Consider the following 19,698-nt stretch of genomic DNA (forward strand, 5'->3'; position numbering starts at 1 on the left):
CGGCCCCTTTCTCTTTCTGGTTTAAAATACTTTTACAGCATGGCCAACTCCGCTGGCTGTGCTTTGCTTTTTTTGATGGGGAAACTCCATTGGTACAACGCATACTCCAGCCAGGCGAAATCGAAGGCCTGGACCATAACGCGATTCCGCGCCTGCTGCTGCCGCAGCCGGACAGCCTGTTTACGGCGCGCGCCTTGCGCTTGCGCGAACTGGCGCAGGGCAAGATCAAGGGCATCCCCGTCGACGCGGGCATGCAGGGCTACCTGGTGCTGATGGCCGCGCTGGCCGATGCGCAGGCCGCCGTGGTCGCCAAACTGGCGCCCGGCGCCGTGCCCGTGGCCGACGCCGAGGTGCTGCGCCGCGCCATCGCCCACCGCATGCCGGTACTGCCTGTCAACGGCGCCCGCCCACCGGTCTGGCGCGACATCTTTGCCAGCCTGCTCGACGAGCTGGCCGTCACGGCAGCTAGCCAGCCGGCCCTGTCCGGTGGCCTGACCCAGGTGCTGGCGCAGCTGCGCGCGCTCGATGAAGCGGCGCTCGATGCCTGCGCCGACGCCGTGCTCGACGAGAACGGCGATCATCTGAACCCCATGCACGCGCCGTTTGTCGCCGCCGCCCTGCAGGTGCTGTGGTCGACGTCGGCCAGCCAGCTGCGCGCCACGCGCGTGCCGGATCTGGAAACGGGCACCCTGTGCCCCGTCTGCGGTTCGCACCCTGTCGCCAGCGTGATCCGCATCGGCGGCCAGTCGCAAGGCTACCGCTACCTGCACTGCGGCATCTGCGAAAGCGAATGGCATATGGTGCGCGTGAAGTGCTCGACGTGCGAACAGAATGGCAAGATCGCCTACCAGGGCCTGGACGCGGCCGACGCGGCGCCGTTCGACCCGGTGACGGCGAAGGACGACAAATTGCCCAACAAGGCCAACGATCCGAAAAAAGTGGCGCGCGCGGAAACCTGCGAGGATTGCCATACCTACCGCAAGGTCTTCAACCAGGAACACGATTACAACGTCGAGCCCCTGGCCGACGACCTGGCCAGCCTGATGCTCGACCTGCTGGTGGGCGAAGCCGGCTACCAGCGCGCCAGCGGCAATCCGCTGCTGTGGCTTGGCAAAGGCGAAGCTTGATGAAGACGGAGCAGACCGTGCGCCTGCCGTCGGTGGACCGCATCCTCGGCGATGCGGCTTGCCAGGTCCTGATCGCCGAATACGGCCGCGTGCAAACCGTGGCGTGCGCCCGCGGCGTGCTGGCCGAGCTGCGCGCGGCCATGCTGGCTGGCGCAGGTGGCGACGAGGATACCTCGCTGGACGCCATCGTCGCCCTGCTCGGACAGCGCCTGCAGGCGCAATCGCGCCCGCAGCTGCGCGCCGTCTTCAACCTGACAGGCACGGTGCTGCATACCAACCTGGGGCGGGCGCTGTTGCCCGACGCGGCCGTGCAAGCCGTGGTGGAAGCGCTGCAATGGCCGATGAACCTGGAATTCGACCTGGAGACGGGCAAGCGGGGCGACCGCGACGACCTGGTCGAGGAATTGCTGCGCGAACTGACGGGTGCCGAAGCGGCCACCATCGTCAACAACAACGCGGCCGCCGTGCTGTTGATGCTGAATACCTTGGCGCAGGGCAAGGAAGTGGTGGTGTCGCGCGGCGAGCTGGTGGAAATCGGCGGCGCCTTCCGCATTCCCGACGTGATGACGCGCGCCGGCGCCGTGCTGCGCGAAGTGGGCAGCACCAACCGCACCCACCTGGCCGATTACGCGCATGGCGTGAACGAACAGACGGCGCTGCTGATGAAGGTCCATTGCAGCAATTACGCGATCACGGGCTTCACGAAAAGCGTGGAACTCGATGCGCTGGTGCCGCTGGCGGCGCAGCACGCCATTCCCACGGCCGTGGACCTGGGCAGCGGCACGCTGGTCGACCTGGCGCAATACGGCTTGCCGCATGAAACGACGGTGCGCGAAACGATAGAGGCGGGCGCCGACCTGGTGACCTTCAGCGGCGATAAATTGCTGGGTGGCCCGCAGTGCGGCGTGATCGTCGGCCGCGCCGACCTGATCGCGAAAATCAAGCGCAACCCGCTGAAGCGCGCGCTGCGCGTGGGCAAACTGACCCTGGCCGCGCTGGCGCCCGTGCTGCAGCTGTACCGCGCGCCGGACTTGCTGGCCGAACGCCTGACCACCTTGCGCCTGCTGACGCGACCGGCCGCCGCCATGCGCGAGCAGGCCGAGGAAGTGCTGCCGCTGCTGCAGCGCGCCTTAGGCACTTCCTACGCCGTCACGGCCGAAGCGATGAGCAGCCAGATCGGCAGCGGCGCCTTGCCCGTCGACCAGCTGCCCAGTTTTGGCCTGGCCATCCGCAGCGCGCCCGGCTCGCGCCTGAGCAACCCGCTGGGCGTGCTGGAGCAGCGCTTGCGCGCCTTGCCGCGGCCCGTGATCGGCCGCATCGGCCAGGATACCCTGTGGCTCGATTTGCGTTGCCTGGAAGCGGCGCACGAGACGGCATTCATCGCGCAGCTCGACGCGCTGGCCACATGATCGTCGGCACGGCAGGCCATATCGACCATGGCAAGACGACCCTCACGCGCGCGCTCACGGGCGTGCACACGGACCGCCTGAAGGAAGAGCAGGCGCGCGGCATCTCGATAGAACTCGGTTACGCCTACCTGCCGCTGGCCGATGGCACGGTGCTGGGCGTGATCGACGTGCCGGGCCACGAAAAATTCATCCGCACCATGGCCTCCGGCGTGACGGGCATCGACTTCGCCCTGCTGGTGGTGGCGGCCGACGATGGCGTCATGCCGCAGACGCACGAGCACCTGGCGATTTTGCGGCTGCTGGGCGTGACGCGCGGCGCCGTGGCGCTGACCAAGATCGACCGCGCCGACGCGGCCCGCGTGGCGCAGGTGGAGGCGGACATCGAGGCGCTGCTGCAAGGCACGCCGCTGGCCGGCAGCCCCATCTTCCCCACCGCCGCCAGCGTGGACAACGATCCCGGCGTGGCCGCCCTGCTGGCGCACCTGGCGCAGGTGGCGCGCAGCCTGCCGCGGCGCGACGAGCGGCGCCTGTTCCGCCTCGGCGTGGACCGCGTGTTTACCCTGTCGGGGCAGGGCACCGTCGTCACAGGCACGGCGCTGGCGGGCATGGCCAGCGTGGGCGACACCTTGCAACTGGCGCCGGGCGGCGTCGAGGCGCGCGTGCGCAGCATCCATGCGCAAAACCGCGCCGCTGAGACGGGCATGGCGGGCCAGCGCCTGGCGCTGAACCTGGCCGGCATCGCCCGCGAACGCATCGAACGCGGCAACTGGATCGTCGCGCCCGAGCTGGCGCAGTGCTCCGAACGCCTCGACGTGGAATTGACCCTGCTGCCCGACGCCGGCGTGCACTTGAAAGCCTGGTCGCCGCTGCACGTGCACCTGGGCGCGGCGCACCAGCTGGCGCGCGCCGTCATGCTCGATGGCGAGACCCTGTCGCCAGGGCAGACGGGCAGGGTACAACTGGTGTTCGACGCGCCGATGCACGGCGTGCCGGGCGACCGTTTCGTCGTGCGCAATGCGCAAGCCACGCAGACGGTGGGCGGCGGCATGGTGCTCGACCCGTTCGGCCCCGCGCGCAAGCGGCGTAGCCCGGCGCGACTGGCCTGGCTCGATGCGCTGGCCGCCTTTGTCGCGCACGGCGATTACGCGGCCTTGCTGGCGCAAAGCCCTGTGGGCTTGCGCGAGTCGCTGCTGGTGCGCCTGTCCTTGCTGCCGGCGGCGGCCATCGCTCTGCCGTCCGACACGCGGCGCATCGCCTTGCGCGCCGGCGACGCCTTGCTGCTGGCGCCGGCGGCCTTGGCGGCGCTGGAGCAGCGCGTGCTGGCCGCGCTGGCCGCGTTCCATGCGCGCGCCCCCGACGAGGCGGGGCCGGAACTGTGGCGCCTGAAGCGCATCGTCGACGCCGAGATGGAAGATGCGCTGTGGAGCCACCTGGTCGAGGGCTTGCTGGCGCGTGGCGAGGTGCAGGCGCGCGGCGCCAGCCTGCATCTGCCGACGCACAGCGTGGAACTGACACCGCAGGAGCAGGCGGTGGCCGAGCCGATGCTGGCGGCCCTGCTGCAGGGCCGCTTCGAGCCGCCGTGGACGCGCGACCTGGCGCGCGACTTCAGCCTGGCCGAGGATGAGGCGCGCCGGCTGTTGCGCAAACTGGCCAAGGCAGGGCAAATCAGCCAGGTGGTGCACGACCTGTTCTACCACCCGGCCGCGCTGGCCGAACTGGCGCAGCTGGTGGGGGAACTGGCGCGCAAGGCGGAAGAGGAAGCGGGCTTGCCGCCCGGTTCCGGCGCGGTAGGCGCTGCCGCCTTCCGCGACGCCAGCGGCCTGGGCCGCAAGCGGGCGATCCAGGTCTTGGAATTTTTTGACCGCGTCGGTTATACTCGGCGTGTTGGCAATGGGCATCTATTGCGCCCGCAAGCGCTGTGGTCCTACACCTTGCCCAACGGCTAGCTCAGGCACCGCGGAAAGCACACTCATCCGGTGATGTGGCCGGGCTTCAAACCCGGTGGAGGGCGTCAGACGTTCTCCCGTAGGTTCGACTCCTACTGTTTTCCGCCAGTTATCCCCCCATCTATCTCTCCCGCGTTGGCCGCTTGCCACGTTGCGTAAAAATTATGGCGTAAAAGGCAACATTCATCGATGGCTGACGGGGCCGATGGTAACATCGTGCCGAAGGCAGGGATGCGGATACCCTGTGGCAGATGAAGGCAAGCATGAAACAACGAGGGATGGCATGGCTGCTGGCCGCGCTGCTGCTGGCGCCGGCCGCAGCCGGGGCAGCGGATGTGCGCGGCGTGCGCATCGTCGGTGAGCATTTGCCGCCGTCGAGCATGATGGAAGGCAATACCGTGGTGGGACGCGAAACGGTCAAGGTGCGCGAGATCATGGCGCGCGCCGGCATCGCCTACAGCATCGAATTGCTGCCGTGGAAACGCGCGTATGCGCAGGCGCTGCGCGAAACCGATACCTGCATATTTTCCACCACGCGCACGCAGGAGCGCGAAGCGCGGTTTCGCTGGATCGGGCCGCTCAACGAAGCGGAGTGGGTGCTGTATGGCCTGGCCGAGCGGCATTTGACGCTGCGCACGCTCGATGACGCGCGCGGCCTGGTCATCGGCACGGTGCTGGGCGACGCGCGCGACGATTATCTGCGCCAGCGCGGCCTGAGCGTGGCGCCCGTGACGCAGGAGTGGCTCAATCCGCAAAAGCTGCTGCTGGGGCGTATCGACCTGTGGGCAGTCGGCATGGCGGTGGGCAGCAAGCCCTTTCTCGGCAAGGAATGGGAAGGCAAGGTGGTGCCGCTGCTGACGTTCAACCGCGTGCAGACTTACCTGGCCTGCAACAAGCTGCTGCCCGAGGCGCAGGCGGCCGCCATGCAGCGGGCCGCCGCCGCCATGCGCCGCGACGGCAGCATGGCGCGCGAACAAGTCCGTTAAGGTCCCGGCCTCAGCTTTCCAGCCACTGGCGCACGCAGTTGCGCCCTTCGCGCTTGGCCTGGTACAGGGCCTGGTCGGCATGGCTGTAGGCCGTCTCGAAGGCCGTGCCGGCGCGGTTCCAGCTCAGGCCCACGCTGACGGTGATGGCGCGCGTGATGGGTGCCGCGTGGCGCTGGCGGCCGACCGTGTCGCAGATGCGCTGGGCCACCTTTGCCGCTTCGTCGCGCGAGGTGGTGGGCCAGACGACGGAAAACTCTTCGCCGCCGACGCGGCCGATGGCCGTTTCCTCTCCCAATAGTCCCTTCAGGCAGTCGACCACGGCCTGGATCACGCCATCGCCGGCCGGGTGGCCGAAATCGTCGTTGACCTGCTTGAACAGGTCGATATCGAGCACGATCAGGGCCATGTCGCCCTGCGCCAGGCAGCGCGAAGCGTGATCGATCACGGCGCCGCGGTTCAGGGCGCCCGTTAGCGGGTCGTGCGTGGCGCGGTATTCGAGCTGGCCGGCCAGGGTTTGCAGCTGGCGGTTCAGCAGGTGCATGTCGCGTTCGGCGCGGTCGCTGCGGCCGATCAGGCGCCGCGTCTCGCGCATCAGCCGTTCGTAGTGGACAATCAGTTCGCCGAGCACGCGCCGCTGTTCCGCGCCCGAGGCGCCGGCATCGGCGTGCATGCGGCGCGCGGCGGCCAGCGCTGCCGCCTCCACCGTGAACAGGTCGGGCTCCAGTTCGGCCTCGGACATGGTCGCGCGCATGCCCTAGCTGCCCTGCACGGGATGGTCGCGGAAGTCCAGCGCCGTGAAATCCTGCTGCAGCTCCTGGCCGAATTCCAGGATGGTGTCGTCGTCCTCGTCGTGGTACCAGTTCAGGCGTACCTGGTTGCCGTCCACGGCCGCCTGGTTCAGGGTGTCGAACAGGGTAAACAGCATCTTCGTGCTGGAGCTGTTGAAGTAGGCCAGCGAGACATTCACGGTAATGCTGGCGTCGCGGCAGCCTTCCAGGTAGGCGCGCACGGCGGCGATCAGCGGGCCATAGAAGGCGGCCGCATTTTCCGGATACGACTCGCCCTTGATCGACAGGCTGTGCTGCTCGAAACGGAAGTCGATTTCGGGCGAACTCGGGGTCGCGGCGATGAACAGTGGTGACGGTAATTGCATATGCTTTCCTGAGTCGGCTCTTTCAAATGATGGCTTTGATGCAGAAGATGGTGTGGCCCGGTTCCTGCGGGTCCTGGACGAATTCGAATTCCAGCGGCTCGCTGGCGTCGCGCGCCATGGTGAGGAAGCCCAGGCCCGCGCCCTTGCTGTCGGCGGGCGTCTCCTCGCGCAGCGCCTTCTTGTAGGCCAGGCGGATTTCTTCCATCGTCATCGTGTGCAGTGGCTCCAGGCGGGCGCGGATCTGCGCCACGTTGTCCGTCGAGACGGGATTGGCGCACAGGAGGAAGAAGCTGTCGCCGCGCGTGCCGATGCAGAACGAGCCGCGCCGCATCTGCTGGTCCAGCTGCGCATCGGGCGTCAGGCTGTCGGCCGAATAGTGCATGATGTTTTGCGACATCTCGATGAACGAGGAAAAGATGCGCCGCCGCGTGGGACCGGCCGCGCCGGCCGTATCGAGGCGCGCCTTGATGGTCTCGGAAATGGCGCTGACCACGTGCTGCGAGAAATAGCCCACGTAAAAAAAGATGATGTTGCGCTTGCGCGCCACATCCCAAAACTCGTTGAATTCTTCGTACAGCACGTCAGTGCTCCTGGCTAGCCGGTGACCCGGTTTCTTGTGGATGGGCGGTGGGGGACATCGATGGATAGGTCAAGCTACAGGCGGAAACAGAAAAAGGTCAGGTCGTCGCGGCGCGGCTGCTCTCCCTGCCACGCGGCGCTGTCCTGCAGCAGGGCCGCGGCCACGTCGCCGGCCGGCGCGGTGCCTTGCGCCAGCAGCAGCTCGCGCATGCGCCGCTTGCCGTAGGCGATGTCGCGCGCGCCGCCGATCTGGTCGAGCAGGCCGTCGGTGGTGATGAACAGCAGGCTGCCCGCCGGCGCGTCCAGCGTCTCGTTGTGCCAGCAGTAGCCGGCCGGCGTGTCGACATAGCCGACGCCCATGCGCGCGCCGTCGATGGCGCGCACGCTGTCCTCGCCGGGCGCGACCACGTGCAGCGCCAGTTTCGCGCCCGCGAACCGCAGGCTGGCGCTGGCGTCGTCGTAGCAGAGGAAGGCGCAATCCATGCCGTCGTTCGAGCCGGCGTGATGGCTGGTGCTGGCGCCATCCTGGCCCAGCAGGGTCTTGATGGCGCGGCTGACGGCGCCGATCAGGGCGGCCGGATCGTGCGGCCCCAGCTCGCGCAGGGCCTGGCTCAGGGCAGACGAGGCGATCAGGGTCATGAAGGCGCCGGGCACGCCGTGGCCCGTGCAGTCGGCGATGGCGGCGAACCAGCCGCCCGCATGGCGCTCGAAAAAGTAGAAGTCGCCGCCGACCACATCGCGCGGCTGCCATTCCAGGTGCGCGTCGGGCAGGGTGGCGCGCAATTCCGCATCGGAGGTGCGCAGCAGCGCGCGCTGGATCACGCTGGCGTAGTCGATGCTGTGCATGATCTGGCGGTTTTTTTCCGCCTGCATGGTGGCCACCACGTTCATCAGCTGCAAGCCGAAGCCCACGCCGGCCAGCGCGCCGTCCGCGGTGATGATGAAACCGTCGGCCAGCGCCTTTTCGCCCGCTTCCACGGCGCGGAAGGTGAGGTCCTCGATGCTCATGGCGCCGTCGACGATCAGCGGCTCCTTGTCCATGAAGGCGATGCAGCTCTTCTTGCCGTACACCTCGTGGTAAAAAGGCTTGGACATCTGCGACATGAAGATATTGCGGCTGATCAAGCCGATGGGGCGCTGCTGTTCCGTGACGGGCAGGCTCATCATGTCGCGCCGCTCCGTGAACAGCTCGAGCACGGCGAAATTGCTGGCGTCGGCCTGCACGGATTCCGTGGGAATGCACAGATCAAACGCCACGGACGTCCGATAACGGGGAAGATGCAATCGAGAAGCGTTGAACTCCACAGGCGGCTACCTTTAGATGACGATCGGACCTGGCTTGTCGCAACGGCAAGGCGACTGACAAACAGGCAATATCATCATGGTAGCCTTCGATTGTGACGGCTTGATTACTCGGCTTGTCAAAACCGTATCTAAGATGGCTGCATGGCAAGCGCCGCCCACGGATTCAGGCGCGCCGGGCGAGGCTGCGGGCCTGTTCCAGCCAGCGTGCGCGCTGCGCATCGGTGGAATTGAGGATGGGGCCGAAGCTGGCCACGCTGACGGGCTTGATGCCGCAAAACTCCAGCGTCGTCTTGCGCAGCTGGTGGATGCCGGGCATGCGGTAGACCCAGCGGAAATACCAGGGCGGCGTGTCCATCGTCACCAGCAGCTGCGCCGTGCGACCCAGCAGCAGCTGCGCCGGAAAGGCCTTGCCGGGGCGGTACTTGAAGGCGTAGCCGGGCAGGAAGACGCGGTCGATGAAGCCCTTCAGCAGGGCCGGCGCGCCGCCCCACCAGATCGGGTAGGCAAACACCAGGTGTCCGGCCCAGGTGATGGCTTCCTGCGCGGCCAGCAAGTCCGCTTCCAGCGGCTGCACCTGGCGATAGCCTTCATGCAGGACGGGATCGAAGTCCAGCTGGCCCAGGCGCAGTTCGCGCACGGTATGGCCGGCGTCGCGCGCCGTGGCGGCGTAGGCGTCGGCCAGGGCGGCGCAGAAACTGTCGCTGGACGGGTGGCCGAGGATGATTAATATGCGCTTGGGTGCAATCGTGCTCATGCTGCGGGCTTTCTAAACGAGAGGAGCCTGCATGCTAAAGCCTGCCCCTAGTGGCAGAGTCAAGCGGCAGTCATGCTTGAGCGTTCAGGCAGCCTGCTGGCGCTGGCGCGCCAGGCAATCGTGGATTTCCGCGTCGATGTCGCCCAGTTGCGCGTCGAGCTGGCGCAGGCGGGCGATATCCTGCCGCACTTGCGCGCGCTTGGCGGCGATGTGCTGCGACAGGGCGGCCCAGTCGGTGTCGTCGCCGGCCAGGATGGGCAGCAGTTCGGCCAGGCGGAAGCCCAGCGCCTGCGCCTGGCGTATCAGCCTGACTTGCGCCAGGTCCTGCTGCGTGTAGACGCGGTAGGCGCCCGAGCGGCGCACGTCGCCCAGCAAGCCCAGCGCTTCATAGTGGCGCAAGGCCTTGGGCGAGGTGCCCGCCAGGCGGGCGATTTCTCCGATGTACATGTTTGTCCTTTGTCGAGCTGCGGCGCACGCAGTGTAGCGCAGGCGGTGCGCCAGGCGCTACGCTGCGCGTTGCCTCAGGATGGCTTGCGCGGCGGGACTTTCTTCGCCGTGCACTCGGCGCAGGTGCCGTACAGCGACAGCGCGTGTTCATGCAGCACGAAGCCGCGCTCGGCGGCGATCTCGTTCTGGCGCAGTTCGATGCCTTCGTCGACGAATTCATCGACCTTGCCGCAACCGGTGCAGACCAGGTGGTCGTGGTGCTGGCCTTCGTTCAATTCGAAGACGGCGTGACCCGATTCGAAGTGGCGGCGGAACAAAATGCCCGCTTCGGCAAACTGCATCAGCACGCGGTAGATGGTGGCCAGGCCCACGTCGATTTTTTCCGCCAGCAAGAGTTTGTAGACATCGTCCGCACTCAGGTGCTTGATCGTGCCTTCTTGAAACAGCTGCAGAATCCGCAAGCGGGGGATGGTTACTTTCAAGCCCGATTCACGCAGTTCCCTCAATATATCCATGTCTCCCATTCCTTTTTGTGATCGCCTTGGCGTGCGCCTATGTATGATTTTGCATTATATCGCAAATGATAATCATTACTATTCTCATTTGTATTGTGCGAGGTAGAAATATTATGCTGTCTGGCCCGGCGGCAGACCAGTGACATCGGCGCAAGGCTGGCTTGCGTTCCACGCACCGTGCCGCTCCGCGTCATGGCTTGCGATGGAAAAATGACGCCGATATCGCTACACTGTGCAGCACGAAATAACAATGGAGTAGGCATGGACCGATTTGATGCGATGCGCATTTTCACGCGTATCGTCGAACTGCGCAGTTTTACGCAGGCGGCGCATGACCTCGGCTATCCGAAAGCCACCGTCACGCATGCGATCAAGCAGCTCGAAGCGCGGCTGCGCGTGCGCCTGCTGCAGCGTACCACGCGGCAGGTAACGCCCACGCCCGACGGCGACGCGTATTACCAGCGCTGCGTGCGCCTGCTGGCCGACCTCGAGGAAACGGAAGCCGTCTTTTCCTCGGCGGCGCAGCAGCCGGCCGGCAAGCTGCGCATCGACCTGCACGCGACCCTGGCCCTGCATTTCGTCATGCCCGTGCTCGACCAGTTCTGCGCCCGCTATCCGCTGATCGAAATGGAAATCGGCATGGGCGACCGCCTCGTCGACCTCGTGCGCGAAGGCGTCGATTGCGTGCTGCGCGTGGGCGAACTGAGCGATTCGTCGATGGTGGCGCGTCGCGTGGCGCTGCTCGAGCAAGTGACGTGCGCCAGCCCTGCCTACCTGGCCGCGCACGGCACGCCGCACACCCTGGCGGACCTGGCGCACCATCGCGCAGTGAATTTCTTTTCCGCCCAGACGGGCAAGACCTGGCCCTTCGATTTCCGGGCGGGCGGCCAGCTGCACAGCGTGAGCCTGCCGGGCACGGTGTCCGTCAACAATGCCGACGCCTACCACGCCTGCTGCCGCGCCGGCATGGGCCTGATCCAGGCGCCCCGGTACCACCTGGCGCAGGCGCTGGCGGCGGGAGCGCTGGTGGAAGTGCTGGCGTCCATGCGGCCCGACCCGCTGCCCGTGTCCGTGATGTATCCGCACCACCGCCAGCTGTCGCCGCGCGTGCGCGTGTTCGCCGACTGGGTGGCCGGCCTGTTTGACGGCGTGCGCTAAGGAGCGGTAGCGCGCTGCAATGCCGCAATTTTTGACCTGGGAAAAGGAAAAATTCCGTCTGTTGATGCCATCCAGCACTATTTGATGTGGATCAAAGTTTTTGTTGCACTGCACTCTTAGACTTCACAGCGTTACTTAACGACAGAGGGAACTATAATGAAAAAGTCCGCAACCGCAGCAGCAATCGTTTTGGCCGCCATCGGCGCAGTCGCCGGCAACGCCATGGCACAGGAAGGCCCTTGGCTGGTCCGTGCGCGCGCCGTGCATATCGACCCGGCCGACAAATCTGCTCCTATCGGCGGCGTCGGCGCATCCGACCGTTTGCATGTCAGCAGCAAGACGATTCCGGAAATCGATATTTCGTATTTCTTCACCCCCAACATCGCTGCCGAGCTGATCCTGACTTACCCGCAAAAGCATGACGTCAAGCTCGACGGCAACAAGATCGGCACCTTCAAGCACCTGCCGCCGACGCTGTCGCTGCAATACCACTTCATGCCGGAAAAACAGTTCAGCCCTTATGTGGGGGCGGGCGTGAACTACACGAATATTTCCGACGTGAAATTGCTGAACGGCGCCGGCCGCCTCGAGCACGACAGCTGGGGTTTCTCGCTGCAAGCGGGCGTCGACTACAAGCTCGATAAAAACTGGTCGCTGAACTTCGACATCAAGAAAGTGCAGATCCGCAGCGACGTCTTCATCGGCGGCGCCAAGGCCAGCGAAGTCAAGGTCGATCCGCTGCTGATCGGCGTCGGCGTCGGCTACCGCTTCTAGGAACACCGAGCAAAACCTGCTGCGCGTCGTCATCTGCGGTCTGCGATGCTCGCTGTGCCTTCGTACAGTTGCGCTTCTCAAGCACAGTGACTGCCGCTCGCGTCGGTTTTGTCAGGCGTGGCAAGTATTGAAGATGCCCGTGCAGCGCGGGCAAAAAAAGACGGCCAGGTGTGAACCTGGCCGTCTTTTTGCGTGCAGCGCCTTGCTTGCGCTTTATTTTTTCAGTGTCTTTTCCAGCGCCAGCTGGTAATCCGTCTTTTCGTAGCCGGCCAGGTATTTATTCGTCGCGTCGAGGAAGGCGCGCGAGCGGTAGGCCGCTTCCAGGTCCTTCACCCACGGCTTGCCCTTGTCGGCCGTGCGGATCGCCACCAGGTTGATGTAGCTGTCCGAGATCTTTTCCACGGCCAGGGCGGTGGTCAGCTTCATGCCGGCGGCCAGGGCAAAGTTGCCGTTGACGAAGGCGAAATCGGCGTCCGCCAGCGAACGCGGCAGCTGCGCCGCTTCCAGCGGCACCAGTTTCAGCTTCTTCGGGTTTTCCAGCACGTCGCGCTCGGAAGCGCGCAGCGGGTCGACGTTCGGTTTCAGCTTAATCCAGCCCATCTTGGCCAGCACCACCAGCGCGCGCGCCTGGTTGGTCGGGTCGTTCGGCATGGTGATGGTGGCGCCGTTCTTGACTTCCGCCAGCGACTTGTGCTTGCTGCTGTACAGCGCGATCGGCGTCGTCGGCACGGTGATCAATGGGCTCAGCGGCAGCTTGTTATCGGTGGCGAACTTGGTCAGGTAGACGATGTGCTGGAACACGTTGGCGTCCAGCGAGCCTTCGGCCAGCGCGTAGTTCGGCTGCACGTAGTCGTTGAATTCCACGATCTTGACCTTGTAGCCCTGTTTTTCCAGGATCGGCTTGATGCCCAGCTTCAGCTGGTCCGAGTACGGGCCGGAGCTGGTGCCGATGACGAGTTCCTTCGGGTCCTTGGCGTGGGCGGCGGTGGCGAAGGCCAGGCTGGCGGCGGCCAGCAGCAGGTTGCGGCGAAGATGGTTCATGTATGTCCTTGTTCTGAATATGAATTAACGTTTGTCGAGGCGCTTGGCGATGCGCGTGCCGGCCAGCTGGATGATCTGCACCAGCACGATCAGGATGGCCACGGTGACGACCATGATGTCCGTCTCGAAGCGGTAGTAGCCGTAGCGGATGGCCAGGTCGCCGATGCCGCCGCCGCCTACCACGCCGGCCACGGCCGAATAGGACAGGAAGCTGATCGACAGCACGGTCAGGGCCAGCACCAGGCCGGAGCGCGCTTCCACCAGCAGCACGCGGAAGATGATCTGCATTTCCGAGGCGCCCATGGCGTGCGCCGCCTCGATCACGCCGCGCGGCACTTCGCGCAGGTTCTGTTCCACCAGGCGCGCCAGGTAGGGTATGGCGGCGAACGACAGCGGCACGGCGGCGGCCAGCGGGCCGATCGAGGTGCCGGCGATGATGCGCGTAAACGGCGTCAGGGCCACCAGCAAAATGATGAACGGGAAGCTGCGCACGGTATTCACCAGCCAGCCGAGGATCATCGACAGCGGGCGGTTTTCCAGCGACTGGCCTTCCGAGACGAGGAACAGCAAAATGCCCAGCGGGCCGCCGATCAGGATGGCGGCGGTAAGACCGATGCCCAGCATGGTCATGGTCTGGCCCAGCGCCACCCAGATTTCCGGCAGCAGGTTGATGACGTTATTGATCGATTCTTCAAACATGTGTTGCATCCTTCCATGCGGTGGCTTCAAAGGCCTCGGTGCCGTAGTAAGCCAGCTCGCGTCCCAGCGCCGTCTTGCGCGGCGTGGCCGTGTCGCTCAGGTCGAACTGTTCCGCGATGGCGCCGTTTTCCACGACGGCGACGCGGTTGCAGATGGCGCCCAGCACCGACAGCTCATGGCTGACGATGACGATGGTCACTTTCAAGCGCGCATTGATGTCGCGCAGGGTGTCGAGCAGGGCGCGCGTGGTTTCCGCGTCGAGCGCGGACGTCGGCTCGTCGCACAGCAGCACGTCCGGGTGGCTGGCCAGCGCGCGGGCAATCGCCACGCGCTGTTTCTGCCCGCCCGACAGTTGCGCCGGATAGCTGTGCAGCTTGTCGGACAGGCCCACCAGCGCCAGGCATTCCTCGACCCTGGCGGCGATCTGCTCGCCCTTGGCCGTGCCATGGATTTTCAGGGGGAAGGCGACGTTGTCGAAGACGCTGGCGTTTTGCAGCAGGTTGAACTGCTGGAAAATCATGCCGATGTTCTGGCGCGCGTCGCGCAAGTCGCTCTTGCTCAGGCTCGTCAATTCGCGGCCGGCCACGGTGATGGTGCCGCTGTCGGGACGCTCGAGCAGGTTAATCAGGCGCAGCAAGGTCGATTTGCCGGCGCCGCTCTTGCCGATCAGGCCGAAAATATCACCGGGATAGACTTCCAGCGTGACCGATTTGACCGCGTGGAATTGTTCGCCCTTGGGCAGCGCGAAGGTCTTGTTCGCGCCATCGATGCGAATCACCGGCGTACGGTGTGGTGTGGTCATGCAGTGTTTCCTTTTTTATTGGACCGTGACAGGCGGGTAACGGGGCCGGATCGGGAGTGGATCGGGCCGGCCTGAAACGTCGGTTGCGTAGTATACCTCCGATCGTGTTATTACTCCTACGACAGAATCTTGCTTTGAATATGCAAATAATGTCTATATGAAGGTTTTGCAAGAGCAAAACCGGATTTTTGCCGCTCAGCCGATAGAAAATTCGACGGGAATCGATAATTCGAGCGGATCGGGCCGTTCCTGGGGGATGCGCGGCAGCGGCGCGGCCCGTTGCAAAGTGTCGAGCGCGGCCTGGTCCAGCGCCGCGGAACCGGAACTGCGCTCGATGGCGGCGGCCAGCACCTGGCCCTCGCGGTCGATGCGGCAGCGCAGGTACACCACGCCCTGTTCCTGCTTCGCCCGCGACGCCGTCGGGTAGCGGCGGAAGCGCTCCATGCGCGCCAGCACCTTGCCTTCCCAGCTAGATACGCCGCTGCGCTGCTCCTGCGGGGCGGGTAGCAGGGCGGGCGAGGGCGGCGCCGCCGCGATGGACGCCGTGGCCGCCGGCGCCGGCGAAACGGGCGCGTGGCGCACCTCGGCGACGGCGTCCATGGCCTGCGCCTGCAGCGGCAGGGGCGCCGAGTCGGGCTGCGGCAGCACGAACTGGCGGATGGCTGGCGCTGCTTTTTTCGCAACGCTGCGCGACGGCGCGGCGGCCGCGCTGACCTGTTCAGCAAGATTCTGCTCCAACGGCCGCGGCGGGGCCGCCGCCGGCAGATACAGCAGCATGGCCGGCTGCGCCGCGTCAGGCACGATGGCCAGCACGGGCGCCGCCGGCGCGCGGTGGTACAGCGCCCAGCCGAGCAGGGCGCCATGCATGGCGAAGACGGTGGCGATCGTCAGCGGACGGCGCCAGTCCGTGGAAGGCGCGGCGTTTTGTGCGGCATCCTGCGTGGTTACTTCCCCGGACACGGGCAGCGGGGACGCCGGCGTTTGCACCGGCGCCGGCCCTTCCGGGCGGCGCAGCAGGTAGATGATGACGGCGATTTCCAGTGTGCCCACCAGGGCGATGACCCACCACGGCGGATGGCCAAGGCACATGGCGACAAAGCCGATGGCCATGCCGAGGCAGGCGAGGGCCTTGCCGCGCCGCGATACGGCGCGGTGCTCGCGCCACTGGCGCAGCGGCGCGCCGAAGCGCGGATGGTGCAGCAGCCAGTGCTCGAGGCGCGGCGAGGCGCGGCTGAAGCAGGCCAGCGCCAGGATCAGGAAGATCGTCGTCGGCATGACGGGCAGCAGGGCGCCGATCACGCCCAGCGCCACCATCAGCATGCCGGCCGCCGTCCACGCCCAGCGGCGCAGCCGCGCCGTGTGTGCTTCCGCGCCGGCCCGGGTCACTGGCTCCTCCATCAGGCGCAGGCCTCCACGTGGCCGTGCATGCGCAGGAAGGCGGCACGCGCGCCGTCGATGACGCGCGCTTCGCCTGCCTCATCGAGGACGGCCGTATCGAGCACGGAGGTAAATTCGCGCCAGTGGCGCGCGCGCCCGTCAGGATGGCCGGCCAGGTGGCGCGCGCCGTGGTGTTCATCGAGGCCGATCTTGCCGGCCAGCTTGTACAGGATGGCCGCGCCCAGCTTCGAGCCTTCGCTCACATACAGCCAGCCCAGCGCCGTGGCCAGGTCCAGCTGCGCGTCGAATGGCGCGCTGGCCGCGTCGGCCGGCAGGGCGGTCTCGAGGTCATCGAGGTCGGCGGCGATGCTGGCATAGCGGCGGCGCTGTTCCAGGTCGGGCAGCAGGGCGGCCAGCTGGGCGTTGTCGTACAGGGCGTCGACGTCGCGCAGGAACGCATATTGCGCCTGCAGGAAGCGCGCGTAGTTCTCGCGGCTGGAGAAGGGCGCGCTGGCCATGATGCGCTGGTCCAGCAAGTCGTGGGTGGCCATGGTATCGGCTTTCAGGCGCTGGCTGCGGCTAGGCGCCGCGTTAATCGGAACGGCGGTGGCGGTATTCGTGTTGCTCGTGGTGTTGCTTGCTGTCTGCATGGTCTTGCTGCTCTCTATTATAAGGATGAATCGAATCAGAAACGTACGCCGAGGGTGACGCGCGCCGTGCGGCCCGGTCCCGGCATCAGGCTCAGGGTCAGCGGATCGAGGTAGTAACGATCCGTCAGGTTGTCCACCGCCACGTCGACGGTGGCGTTGGGCGTGATCTTGTAGCTGGCAAACAGGTCGGCCAGGGTATAGGCCTGCGTCAGCACCTGCGGCGAGGTGCCCGTCCATGACTGCCACACGGCCTTGTCGTCCTGGCGCGCCAGCGGATGGCCGACGTGCGTCAGGCGCGTGCCCAGCGTGAGCTTTTCCTGCAGCCAGCGCGTGCCCAGGGTCAGGTTGGCGCTCAGCTTGGGCTGGATGTGGTTGCTTACGTAGGAACTGCTAAAGCCGATGGGTGAGCAGTCGGGCGTGTTCCAGATATCGGATTTCCAGCTGCTGGCCTTGCGTAAATAGGCCGCCGTGGCGGCGTCGCAGATCAGCGTCTTGCGGTTCCAGGTGCCGGAAAAATCGGCGAACACGGCGCCGCGGTCGTACGACGACTGCAGTTCGACGCCCGAGACGCTGTACTTGTCCGTGTTCGCCATCGAGAAGTTCTGCGCATAGGCCGGCAGGTCGGGTATCGGGCGGCGCGTGATGTAGCCATGCGTGACGTTGTCGAAGTAGGACAGGCGCAGGCGCAGCTTGTCGGCGGCGCTCCACACGCCATCCTTGACCAGGCTCACGCCGATTTCACGGTTGTGGCTGCGTTCGGCCCGCAGCGGCGACGAATACGTGGCCGAAAAGCCCATCGTCGATTCGTACAGGCTGGGCATGCGCAAGCCGCGCGCGTCGCGCAGGAACAGGCTGACGCTGTCGGACAGGCGCGCCGTCAGGGCGACAGTGGGCGAAAAGCCGTGATCCTGGCGGCGGATCGGCTTGCTGTACTTGAACAGGCCGGGAATCGCGTCGCGGTAGACATAGCCGTTGCCGCTCCATTGATCCACCTGCGAGATGTCCAGAGGGGCCGGCTCGACGCCATAGTTTTCCACCATGCCGCCCACCAGCGCGGGATTGGTGGCGGGCGTGAACTGGCCCTGCGCATCCTGGTACCATTTCGCGGCGCCAATCTGATCGCCTTGCTTGTCCCACATGGTGACCCATTGCCAGCCCTGCGGCTGGTATTGCTGTTCGGCGCGGCGGTTGCGGTCGCGCGTATCGAAGCGCTGGAAGCGTCCGCCCGCGTCGATGGTCAGCCAGTCGCGCGCCTGCCACTGCAGCGAGGCGAACGCGCTTTGCTCGTGGCGCTTGCCGTTGCGCAGCGTGTGATTGGCGTTCAGGTCGTCATCGAGGATGCGCACGCTGTCGGCCGGACCGATATCCTCGTTCTGCAGCGACAGGCCGTAGTCCAGCTTGAGCGCGCCCATGGCGGTGGCGAAGCGCGAGGTATTCGTCAGGTCCGCGCCGACGCGGCGCGCCTGGTTCTTCGCCAGGTACAGCACTTCCACGCATTCCTTGCATTCGTGGTCGCCCGGATTGGGCTTGCCTTCGAGCGGATTGCTGAAGATGTCGCCGTTGCGCGACTTGCTCTGCATGTCCGTCAGCCACAGGTTGGCCTTCAGGTCGAGCCACTGCTGGCCCTCGGGTTTCCACTCGTAGCGCGCCGTCAGCGCGTTGGTGCGCACCTGGCTCGGGTCCCACTGCGGGATGCTGCCGGTGCTGTTGCGGTAGATTTGCGACGGCATGATCTCGCCATAGCTGCTGTCGAAATAGCGGTAGCCCAGCTCCAGTTTCTGTTCATGCGGCAGGCGCAGATTGGCCTTCAGCAGGGCTGAAGTGGTGCGATTGGCCGTATTGAGCACTTCGTCGCCCTTCTTGAAGAACTGCGTCACGCCATCGTCGCCACCCCATGCATTGGGCAGCTGGTAGCGCTTGAAACCGCGCGTGCCGGAAAAATAATTGCCGATGCTGCGGTGGCTGATGGCCGCCACCAGGTCGTAATCGTCCTGGCGCGTGGCCACGGCGATGCTGCCAAAGCCACTGCGCGGGTCGCCCAGCTTGTTGCGGTGCGTGCGCGGCGCGCTGCCGAAATCCGTGGGCGCCGTGACGCTGTTGTCCTGGATGCCGCCGCGCAGGCGCACGCCCGTGCGCTGGCCCGCCAGCAAGATGTCTTCCGGACGCAGGGTCTGCATGCTGACCATGCCGCCGATGGCGCCCGCGCCCTGCGCCGACAGGTTCGGACCCTTGTCGATGCGGATGGCGCTGATCAGGTCAGGGTCGATGTAGCTGCGGTCGGCGATGCCCGCGTAGCCGCGGTAAACGGTCGACGATTGCAGGCTGCCGTCGATCAGCACGGGCACGCGGCCCTGGCCCTGCATGCCGCGCACGTTGACGTCGACGGCGCCGCTGTTGCGGCTGTCGCCCACCTGCACGCCGGCCACGCCCTTGAAGATGTCGGCCGGCGAAGTGCCGCGGAAGCGCTCGATCTGCTCGCGCCCGATGTACACGGAGGCGGCCGGCGTGGTGTAGGGCAGGTCGGCCGGATCCGTATCGTCCGCCTCGAACATGCTGCTGCCGCCCTGGCCATTCACGCGCAGGGTGCCGATCTGCACTGCGCCGGCGGCGATGGGCGCGGGTGCGCTGATGATGATGGTGGTGCCGCCTTGCAGCTGCGCCTGCAGGCCGCTGCCGGCCAGCAGCTGGCGCAGCGCATCGGGCAGCGAATGGCGGCCCTGCAGCGGCGCGCTTTGCCGGCCCTGCGTGAGGCGGGCGTCGGCCAGCAGCACCATGCCGGCCTGGCGCGCCAGTTCATTCAGCGCGCGGTTCAACGGTTGCGCGGGAATCTGCCACTCCACGGCCGCGGCGGGAGCCGCCGTGGCGGCGTGGCTGGCGGGCATGGCGAAGGCCAGGCCGATGGCCAGGAACAGGGGAGACAGGCGGGCGTGCAAGGGAGGGCGTGGCATAGTCGTGTGCATGTTTTTCCTATGGTGA

Annotated in this window: 19 protein-coding genes and 1 tRNA gene; 7 read left to right on the forward strand and 13 right to left on the reverse strand. The window is 66.1% G+C overall.

Translation table 11 applies throughout. The annotated features are described in order from the left end of the window. Positions 1-89 precede the first annotated feature (89 nt). The 5 genes from fdhE (at position 90) to YQ44_RS08070 (ending at position 5,468) form a co-directional block, all read left to right on the forward strand. Positions 90-1,127, forward strand: coding sequence for a formate dehydrogenase accessory protein FdhE (gene fdhE, locus YQ44_RS08050; RefSeq protein ID WP_071322927.1), 1,038 nt, complete (start codon positions 90-92; stop codon positions 1,125-1,127). Beyond that, on the forward strand, positions 1,127-2,536 hold the full coding sequence (selA, locus tag YQ44_RS08055) for an L-seryl-tRNA(Sec) selenium transferase (RefSeq protein WP_071322928.1): 1,410 nt from the start codon (positions 1,127-1,129) through the stop codon (positions 2,534-2,536). The genes fdhE and selA overlap by 1 nt, the downstream gene beginning before the upstream one ends. Continuing rightward, on the forward strand, positions 2,533-4,482 hold the full coding sequence (gene selB / locus YQ44_RS08060; protein ID WP_071322929.1) for a selenocysteine-specific translation elongation factor: 1,950 nt from the start codon (positions 2,533-2,535) through the stop codon (positions 4,480-4,482). The genes selA and selB overlap by 4 nt, the downstream gene beginning before the upstream one ends. A gap of 12 nt (positions 4,483-4,494) precedes the next feature. Continuing rightward, a tRNA-Sec gene (locus tag YQ44_RS08065) sits at positions 4,495-4,590 on the forward strand. A gap of 155 nt (positions 4,591-4,745) precedes the next feature. Further along, on the forward strand, positions 4,746-5,468 hold the full coding sequence (locus YQ44_RS08070; RefSeq protein WP_232251139.1) for a substrate-binding periplasmic protein: 723 nt from the start codon (positions 4,746-4,748) through the stop codon (positions 5,466-5,468). A 10-nt stretch (positions 5,469-5,478) separates the two neighbouring features. Here the strand turns inward: YQ44_RS08070 and YQ44_RS08075 are convergent, their stop codons facing one another. From YQ44_RS08075 to fur, 7 genes are all read right to left on the reverse strand, one after another. Then, positions 5,479-6,207, reverse strand: a complete 729-nt coding sequence (locus YQ44_RS08075; RefSeq protein ID WP_232251141.1) for a GGDEF domain-containing protein — start codon at positions 6,205-6,207, stop codon at positions 5,479-5,481. Positions 6,208-6,222: 15 nt separating this feature from the next. Continuing rightward, positions 6,223-6,621 carry a DUF1987 domain-containing protein gene (locus YQ44_RS08080; protein ID WP_071322932.1) on the reverse strand — a complete coding sequence of 133 codons (399 nt, stop codon included), beginning with the start codon at positions 6,619-6,621 and terminating at the stop codon, positions 6,223-6,225. Positions 6,622-6,643: 22 nt separating this feature from the next. Next, positions 6,644-7,201, reverse strand: coding sequence for a SiaB family protein kinase (locus YQ44_RS08085; protein ID WP_071322933.1), 558 nt, complete (start codon positions 7,199-7,201; stop codon positions 6,644-6,646). A gap of 74 nt (positions 7,202-7,275) precedes the next feature. After that, positions 7,276-8,424 (reverse strand): SpoIIE family protein phosphatase, encoded by a 1,149-nt coding sequence (locus YQ44_RS08090; protein ID WP_232251301.1) that lies wholly within the window; start codon positions 8,422-8,424, stop codon positions 7,276-7,278. A gap of 244 nt (positions 8,425-8,668) precedes the next feature. Beyond that, positions 8,669-9,259: an NAD(P)H-dependent oxidoreductase gene (locus YQ44_RS08095; protein WP_071322935.1), complete on the reverse strand. Its 591-nt coding sequence runs from the start codon at positions 9,257-9,259 to the stop codon at positions 8,669-8,671. An 84-nt stretch (positions 9,260-9,343) separates the two neighbouring features. Then, complete coding sequence (locus tag YQ44_RS08100; protein WP_071322936.1) at positions 9,344-9,706, reverse strand: MerR family transcriptional regulator; 363 nt, start codon at positions 9,704-9,706, stop codon at positions 9,344-9,346. 74 nt (positions 9,707-9,780) lie between these two features. Further along, positions 9,781-10,221 (reverse strand): ferric iron uptake transcriptional regulator, encoded by a 441-nt coding sequence (fur, locus tag YQ44_RS08105; protein WP_035820181.1) that lies wholly within the window; start codon positions 10,219-10,221, stop codon positions 9,781-9,783. Between the two features lie 261 nt (positions 10,222-10,482). On the opposite strand from fur, the gene YQ44_RS08110 reads away from it, so the two are divergent. Together YQ44_RS08110 and YQ44_RS08115 are read left to right on the forward strand one after the other, a co-directional pair. After that, positions 10,483-11,379 carry a LysR family transcriptional regulator gene (locus YQ44_RS08110; RefSeq protein WP_071322937.1) on the forward strand — a complete coding sequence of 299 codons (897 nt, stop codon included), beginning with the start codon at positions 10,483-10,485 and terminating at the stop codon, positions 11,377-11,379. Between the two features lie 156 nt (positions 11,380-11,535). Continuing rightward, on the forward strand, positions 11,536-12,153 hold the full coding sequence (locus tag YQ44_RS08115) for an OmpW/AlkL family protein (protein WP_071322938.1): 618 nt from the start codon (positions 11,536-11,538) through the stop codon (positions 12,151-12,153). Between the two features lie 213 nt (positions 12,154-12,366). Here the strand turns inward: YQ44_RS08115 and YQ44_RS08120 are convergent, their stop codons facing one another. The 6 genes from YQ44_RS08120 to YQ44_RS08145 all read right to left on the reverse strand — a co-directional run bounded on the left by YQ44_RS08120 (position 12,367) and on the right by YQ44_RS08145 (position 19,682). Continuing rightward, entirely contained in the window at positions 12,367-13,194 is an 828-nt protein-coding gene (locus tag YQ44_RS08120) for a MetQ/NlpA family ABC transporter substrate-binding protein (protein WP_071322939.1), read from the reverse strand. A gap of 24 nt (positions 13,195-13,218) precedes the next feature. Next, positions 13,219-13,893 (reverse strand): methionine ABC transporter permease, encoded by a 675-nt coding sequence (locus YQ44_RS08125; protein WP_071322940.1) that lies wholly within the window; start codon positions 13,891-13,893, stop codon positions 13,219-13,221. After that, the gene (locus tag YQ44_RS08130; protein ID WP_071322941.1) at positions 13,886-14,695 is read right to left on the reverse strand and encodes a methionine ABC transporter ATP-binding protein; all 810 of its coding nucleotides are present in this window, start codon (positions 14,693-14,695) and stop codon (positions 13,886-13,888) included. The genes YQ44_RS08125 and YQ44_RS08130 overlap by 8 nt, the downstream gene beginning before the upstream one ends. Positions 14,696-14,890: 195 nt before the next feature. After that, positions 14,891-16,093, reverse strand: coding sequence for a TonB family protein (locus YQ44_RS29745; protein ID WP_083411698.1), 1,203 nt, complete (start codon positions 16,091-16,093; stop codon positions 14,891-14,893). After that, complete coding sequence (locus YQ44_RS08140) at positions 16,093-16,722, reverse strand: biliverdin-producing heme oxygenase (protein WP_198043886.1); 630 nt, start codon at positions 16,720-16,722, stop codon at positions 16,093-16,095. The genes YQ44_RS29745 and YQ44_RS08140 overlap by 1 nt, the downstream gene beginning before the upstream one ends. A 35-nt stretch (positions 16,723-16,757) precedes the next feature. Further along, positions 16,758-19,682, reverse strand: coding sequence for a TonB-dependent receptor (locus tag YQ44_RS08145; RefSeq protein WP_198043887.1), 2,925 nt, complete (start codon positions 19,680-19,682; stop codon positions 16,758-16,760). Between the last annotated feature and the right edge of the window lie 16 nt (positions 19,683-19,698).

Source organism: Janthinobacterium sp. 1_2014MBL_MicDiv (genome assembly GCF_001865675.1).
GTDB lineage: Bacteria > Pseudomonadota > Gammaproteobacteria > Burkholderiales > Burkholderiaceae_D > Janthinobacterium.

Bases quoted from the DNA above. Each gene is read 5' to 3' on its own strand.
- YQ44_RS08100 (WP_071322936.1), bottom strand. From the start codon at position 9,706: ATGTACATCGGAGAAATCGCCCGCCTGGCGGGCACCTCGCCCAAGGCC.
- YQ44_RS08110 (WP_071322937.1), top strand. From the start codon at position 10,483: ATGGACCGATTTGATGCGATGCGCATTTTCACGCGTATCGTCGAACTG.
- YQ44_RS08140 (WP_198043886.1), bottom strand. From the start codon at position 16,722: ATGCAGACAGCAAGCAACACCACGAGCAACACGAATACCGCCACCGCC.
- selB (WP_071322929.1), top strand. From the start codon at position 2,533: ATGATCGTCGGCACGGCAGGCCATATCGACCATGGCAAGACGACCCTC.
- YQ44_RS08130 (WP_071322941.1), bottom strand. From the start codon at position 14,695: ATGACCACACCACACCGTACGCCGGTGATTCGCATCGATGGCGCGAAC.
- selA (WP_071322928.1), top strand. From the start codon at position 1,127: ATGAAGACGGAGCAGACCGTGCGCCTGCCGTCGGTGGACCGCATCCTC.
- YQ44_RS08115 (WP_071322938.1), top strand. From the start codon at position 11,536: ATGAAAAAGTCCGCAACCGCAGCAGCAATCGTTTTGGCCGCCATCGGC.
- YQ44_RS08095 (WP_071322935.1), bottom strand. From the start codon at position 9,259: ATGAGCACGATTGCACCCAAGCGCATATTAATCATCCTCGGCCACCCG.
- YQ44_RS08080 (WP_071322932.1), bottom strand. From the start codon at position 6,621: ATGCAATTACCGTCACCACTGTTCATCGCCGCGACCCCGAGTTCGCCC.
- YQ44_RS08125 (WP_071322940.1), bottom strand. From the start codon at position 13,893: ATGTTTGAAGAATCGATCAATAACGTCATCAACCTGCTGCCGGAAATC.
- YQ44_RS08070 (WP_232251139.1), top strand. From the start codon at position 4,746: ATGAAACAACGAGGGATGGCATGGCTGCTGGCCGCGCTGCTGCTGGCG.
- YQ44_RS08120 (WP_071322939.1), bottom strand. From the start codon at position 13,194: ATGAACCATCTTCGCCGCAACCTGCTGCTGGCCGCCGCCAGCCTGGCC.
- fur (WP_035820181.1), bottom strand. From the start codon at position 10,221: ATGGATATATTGAGGGAACTGCGTGAATCGGGCTTGAAAGTAACCATC.
- YQ44_RS29745 (WP_083411698.1), bottom strand. From the start codon at position 16,093: ATGGAGGAGCCAGTGACCCGGGCCGGCGCGGAAGCACACACGGCGCGG.
- YQ44_RS08075 (WP_232251141.1), bottom strand. From the start codon at position 6,207: ATGTCCGAGGCCGAACTGGAGCCCGACCTGTTCACGGTGGAGGCGGCA.
- YQ44_RS08145 (WP_198043887.1), bottom strand. From the start codon at position 19,682: ATGCACACGACTATGCCACGCCCTCCCTTGCACGCCCGCCTGTCTCCC.